Here is a 4,435-nt window from a genome sequence, read left to right as displayed (position 1 = left end):
GGCCACCAACGCGACGGGCGCGGCCGCTGCGGTCGTGGCCGCCGCCCTGCTGCACCGCTGGGTGGAGCAGCCCGCGCGGAGCTGGGGCTACGCCTGGCTGGCCAGGCGCGATCTGGCCCGGATGTCGCTGCCGGCGCCTACCCTCGTGGGGTGACCTCCACCCCGCAGGACAGCCCTGAGGGCGCGGCCGACCAGGTCCGGCGCGACCGGCGGTGGGCCAAGCTGCAGGCGCAGCCCAAGGGCGGCGCCACCGGGGCGCTGGGCGAGCTGATGTCGGCGTTCACCCCCGCGGTGGGGCACGTCGCCGACGAGCAGCGCCGGATGGCCAACACCGCGTTCCAGCAGGGCACCGAGGGCGACCCGCTCGGGGTCGACCTCGACAAGGGCGTCGTGCGGATCTCCCGCAAGGCATGAGGCGCGGGCTCGCCCTCCTGCTGCTGCTGGCCGGCTGCTCCACCGCCGCCCCGGCCGTCACGCCCCCGGCAGGGGCGGGACCGCTGCTGCACGCCGCCGCCAACGGCGACGGCGACTCGTGGAAGGACACCGCCGGGCACGAGTACCGCCTCGGTCTGGTGAACACTCCCGAGCTCGACGAGTGCTACGGGCAGACCGCCAGTGCGGAGCGGAAGCGGCTGGTGCGCAAGGGCTTCCGCGCCCAGGTGTACTCCCACGACAGCTACGGCCGGTCGGTCTCCGTCGTGTACCTCGCCGACGGCACCAACCTCAACGTCTTCCTCGCGCGGCACGGCTACGCGAACGACCGGTACCTCGCCGAGTTCCGGCACGAGAACCCGCCGCTCGCGGCACAGCTCGACGACGCCTTCGCGGCCGCGCGGCGCGAGCGGGCCGGCCTCTGGGGTGCCTGCGGCTGACTAGCCGCGCTGCAGCGGCGTCTTCGGGAACGGCTTGGGCGGCGGGTTGAGGTCGGCGCGGGGGCAGTCGGCGAGGGTGTAGCCGCCGAAGCCGAGCGCCTCGTCGCAGAGCGCCTCGACGGTCCAGCCGTGCAGGGCGCCGAACGGGGTGACGGTGGCGCGGTACACGGTGATCGCGTACTTCATGGGGGTCCCGTAGGTGACCTGCAGGCTCCCGATGAGCTCGGCGTGGCCGGGCACCTCGGGGTCGTCCCACGGGCGGTCGTAGCGGCGCCACATCGTGGGGCTGCTCCACCACTGGCCGTCGTTGCGGACGTCGCGGAGGGCGAGCTCCACCAGCACCACGCGCGCGGCGGACTCCGGCAGCACGGCGGCGGGACGGATCACCTCAGTGATCGCGACGTCCTCGTACGCAGCGGCGGCGAGCTCTTCGAGGGGGTTCACCCTGCCTCTATCGGCACCTGCAGGCCGCGACCCAAGCCCCCTCTACGCTCGCCGCATGACTCGCACTGTCGCTCTTCTGGGGGCCACCGGCTACACGGGGCGGCTGACGGCCGCCGAGCTCGAGCGGCGCGACATCCCGCACCGCGTCGGCGGGCGCTCCAAGGTGCGGCTGGCGGAGGTGCCGTCGACCGGTGAGCGGCACGTCGTCGACCTCACCGACCCGCGCTCGCTGGACGCGTTCCTGGACGGGGCGGACGTGCTGATCACCTGGTCGGCCCCTTCGCGCTGCACGGCTGGCCGGCGGTCGAGGCAGCCGTCCGGACGGGCACGCCGTACGTCGACTCCACGGGCGAGCCCGCCTTCATGGCCGAGGTCTACGGTAGGTACCGCGGTGCGGGACCGGCGCTGGTGCCCGCCTGCGGCTTCGACTACGTCCCGGGCGACCTCGGTGTCGCGGTGGCCGCGGAGGAGCTCGGTCGTCGCCCAGAGGAGGTCGACGTGGTCTACGCGATGGCGGGCGGCGCGGCCACCCGAGGCACCGCCAGGAGCGGCCTGGGCGCGGTCGCGTCGATGCGCCCGCGGGTGGGCCGGCTCGACGTTCCCGGCGCCGTCACCGCCGTCCGGGTGCCGTGGGGCGAGGAGCTCACGGTGCCGCTGCACCAGCCGCAGGCGGTGGTCCGGACGGGCATCGCCGCGCCCGGATGGGCGACCCGGGTGGCCCAGGCGGTCGGGCCGGTCTCGCCGTACGCGCAGCCGCTGGTGCGGCTGGCGAGGCCGCTGCTGGAGCGGCTCGTCGAGCGGATGCCGGAGGGGCCGACGGAGGAGCAGCGGGGGATGACCGTGTCGAGCACCTGGTCGGTGGCCCGCGCCGGCAGCGACGAGGTGCGGGTGCGGGTGGACGTGCGCGACGCGTACGGGATGACGGCGCGGTTCCTCGTGGCGGCGTCGCAGCAGGTCGAAGGCGTCGGTGCGCTCGCGACGGCGGAGGCGCTGCCGGCGCGGGCGTTCCTGGACGAGCTGTCCTACGAGGACGAGGGCGGGTCGCTGTCCTGGAGGGTGCTGTGACGGCGTGGGAGGACCGCTTCCGCGCCCCCCGCGTCTCGCTGCCGGAGTGGGCAGAGGACGCCCCTGACCGGTGCTTCTACTCCAGCAACGCCACGGGCACCTTCGAGCTCTACACGTGGGACCGCGGCACGGGGGCGACCGCGCAGGCGACGTCGCGGCCGAACGGCACGACCGACGGGCTGCTGTCGCCGGACGGTGAGCAGCTGTGGTGGTTCGACGACCACGACGGCGACGAGTTCGGGATCTGGCGCAAGCAGCCGTTCGCGGGCGGGGACGCCGTCGTGGCGGCGCCCGGGGTGCACGCCGGGTACAGCGCCGGCTGCGAGGTCGGTCGCGGCCTGAGCGTCGTGGGCGTCTCGACCGACGACGGCTCCACCTTGTACGTCGTACGGCCCGACGGGACCAGCGTGCTGTACGCGTCCAAGGACGACGCGGACGTCGCTGCCCTGTCCCGCGACGACCGGCTGGTGCTGATCGAGCACTCCGAGCACGGCGACTCCCGGCACCGGGCGCTGCGGGTGCTGACGGTCGACGGTGCCGTCGTCGGTGACCTCTGGGACGGCGAGGGACTGGGGCTGCACGGGATCGAGTTCTCCCCCGACGGCTCGACGGTGCTGGCGCTGCACGAGAAGGGGGGCCGGCCGGAGCCGCTGCTCTGGCACCTGGACTCGGGTGAGGTCGACCGGCTCGCGGTGGACCTGCCCGGCGACCTCACGGCGGAGTACGTCGTGGACGGCTCAGCGCTGCTGGTCGTGTCCGAGGCGCGCGGCCGCGCGACGCTGCACCGGGTCGGCTTCGACGGGACGGTCGAGGACCTCGGTCCCGGCGAGGGCTGCGTCGTCGACGCCACCCCGCGGCCGGACGGGTCGGTGGAGTACCGCTGGTCCTCGTCGGCCGCACCTGCCGTCATCCGGTCCACGTCCGGGCTGCCGGTGCTCGAGGCACCGGGCCCGCTCGCACCCCCGTCGGTGCCGGTCACCGACGTCTTCGTGGACGGTCCGGGCGGGCCGGTGCACGCGCTGGTGGCGACGCCTGCGGGCGAGGGGCCGTTCCCGACGGTGTTCCTGGTGCACGGCGGGCCGCAGTGGCACGACAGCGACTCCTTCGCCGCCGACCGGGCCGCGTTCGTCGACCTCGGCTGCGCCGTCGTGCACGTCAACTACCGCGGGTCCACCGGCTACGGCGCCGCCTGGCGCGACGCCATCGAGGGCCGTCCGGGGCTGACCGAGCTCGAGGACGTCGCTGCCGTACGCGACTGGGCCGTCTCGTCCGGGCTCGCCTCGCAGTGCGTGCTGGCCGGCGGCTCCTGGGGCGGCTACCTCACCCTGCTCGGCCTCGGCACCCAGCCCGAGCTGTGGGACCTCGGCTCGGCCGCGGTCCCGGTGGCCGACTACGTGGCGGCCTACGAGGACGAGATGGAGCCGCTGCGGGCCTTCGACCGGTCACTGTTCGGCGGGTCGCCGCTCGACCTGCCGGAGCTCTACGAGCGGTGCTCGCCGCTCACCTACGTCGAGCACGTCCGGGTGCCGGTGCTGATCCTGGCCGGGGCCAACGACCCGCGCTGCCCGATCCGGCAGATCGACAACTGGGTGCAGGCCGCGACCGAGCTCGGGAAGGACGTCGAGGTCTACCGCTTCGACGCCGGCCACGGCTCGCTGGTCGTCGAGGAGCGGATCCGGCAGATGCGCGCGGAGCTGGAGTTCGTCGGGCGGCACCTGGGGCTGACCGTCCCGAGCTGAGCCTCAGGGGGTGGCCGTCGCGCTCGCCTTGCCGTGGCCGTTGCCGTTCCCGTTGCCGAGCCCGATCGACGGCAGCGCCGGCGGCGAGGTCTCGGCCGGCGGGGTCGGCGACGGTGTCGGGCTCGGAGTGGGAGACGGCGTCGGGGACGGGGTCGGCGACGGCGTGGGGGACGGCGTCGGTGAGGGCGTCTCCGACGGCGTCGGCGTCGGGGACGGAGCCACCAGGTCGCCGGCGTTGGCCTCGATCTGGGCGAGGTAGGCCTTGATGCGCTGCGCCCGCAGGTTGCTGATCTGGTTCTGGCTCTGCAGGTTCGA

The 4,435-nt window shown here is 74.7% G+C and carries 5 protein-coding genes and 1 pseudogene; 4 read left to right on the top strand and 2 right to left on the bottom strand.

Translation table 11 applies throughout. The features are described 5' to 3' along the window. The first annotated feature begins 150 nt into the window (after window positions 1-150). Both JF597_RS51720 and JF597_RS51715 read left to right on the top strand, forming a co-directional pair. A complete protein-coding gene (locus JF597_RS51720) occupies window positions 151-414 on the top strand; it encodes a hypothetical protein (RefSeq protein WP_294013632.1) in 264 nt (87 codons plus the stop codon). Further along, the gene (locus tag JF597_RS51715; protein WP_294013630.1) at window positions 411-872 is read left to right on the top strand and encodes a thermonuclease family protein; all 462 of its coding nucleotides are present in this window, start codon (window positions 411-413) and stop codon (window positions 870-872) included. The genes JF597_RS51720 and JF597_RS51715 overlap by 4 nt, the downstream gene beginning before the upstream one ends. On the opposite strand, the gene JF597_RS51710 is transcribed toward JF597_RS51715, so the two are convergent. Next, window positions 873-1,316 (bottom strand): hypothetical protein, encoded by a 444-nt coding sequence (locus JF597_RS51710; RefSeq protein WP_294013628.1) that lies wholly within the window; start codon window positions 1,314-1,316, stop codon window positions 873-875. 363 nt (window positions 1,317-1,679) lie between these two features. On the opposite strand from JF597_RS51710, the gene JF597_RS51705 reads away from it, so the two are divergent. Both JF597_RS51705 and JF597_RS51700 read left to right on the top strand, forming a co-directional pair. Next, entirely contained in the window at window positions 1,680-2,381 is a 702-nt protein-coding gene (locus tag JF597_RS51705) for a hypothetical protein (RefSeq protein ID WP_294013626.1), read from the top strand. Beyond that, window positions 2,378-4,120, top strand: coding sequence for a prolyl oligopeptidase family serine peptidase (locus JF597_RS51700; protein ID WP_294013624.1), 1,743 nt, complete (start codon window positions 2,378-2,380; stop codon window positions 4,118-4,120). Before JF597_RS51705 ends, JF597_RS51700 begins: the two co-directional genes overlap by 4 nt. Before the next feature lie 3 nt (window positions 4,121-4,123). Here JF597_RS51700 and JF597_RS51695 read toward each other — a convergent pair. Beyond that, window positions 4,124-4,435, bottom strand: a pseudogene (locus tag JF597_RS51695) (hypothetical protein); the annotation flags it as partial.

The organism is Streptomyces sp. (assembly GCF_019510245.1).
In the GTDB taxonomy this organism is placed as follows: Bacteria; Actinomycetota; Actinomycetes; order Streptomycetales; family Streptomycetaceae; genus Streptomyces.
Note: the sequence above shows the minus strand (reverse complement) of the source record. Positions and strands in the feature narration are given on the sequence as shown.

Coding starts and splice junctions, on each gene's coding strand:
- JF597_RS51705 (WP_294013626.1), top strand. CDS start 1,680: ATGGCCGAGGTCTACGGTAGGTACCGCGGTGCGGGACCGGCGCTGGTG.
- JF597_RS51715 (WP_294013630.1), top strand. CDS start 411: ATGAGGCGCGGGCTCGCCCTCCTGCTGCTGCTGGCCGGCTGCTCCACC.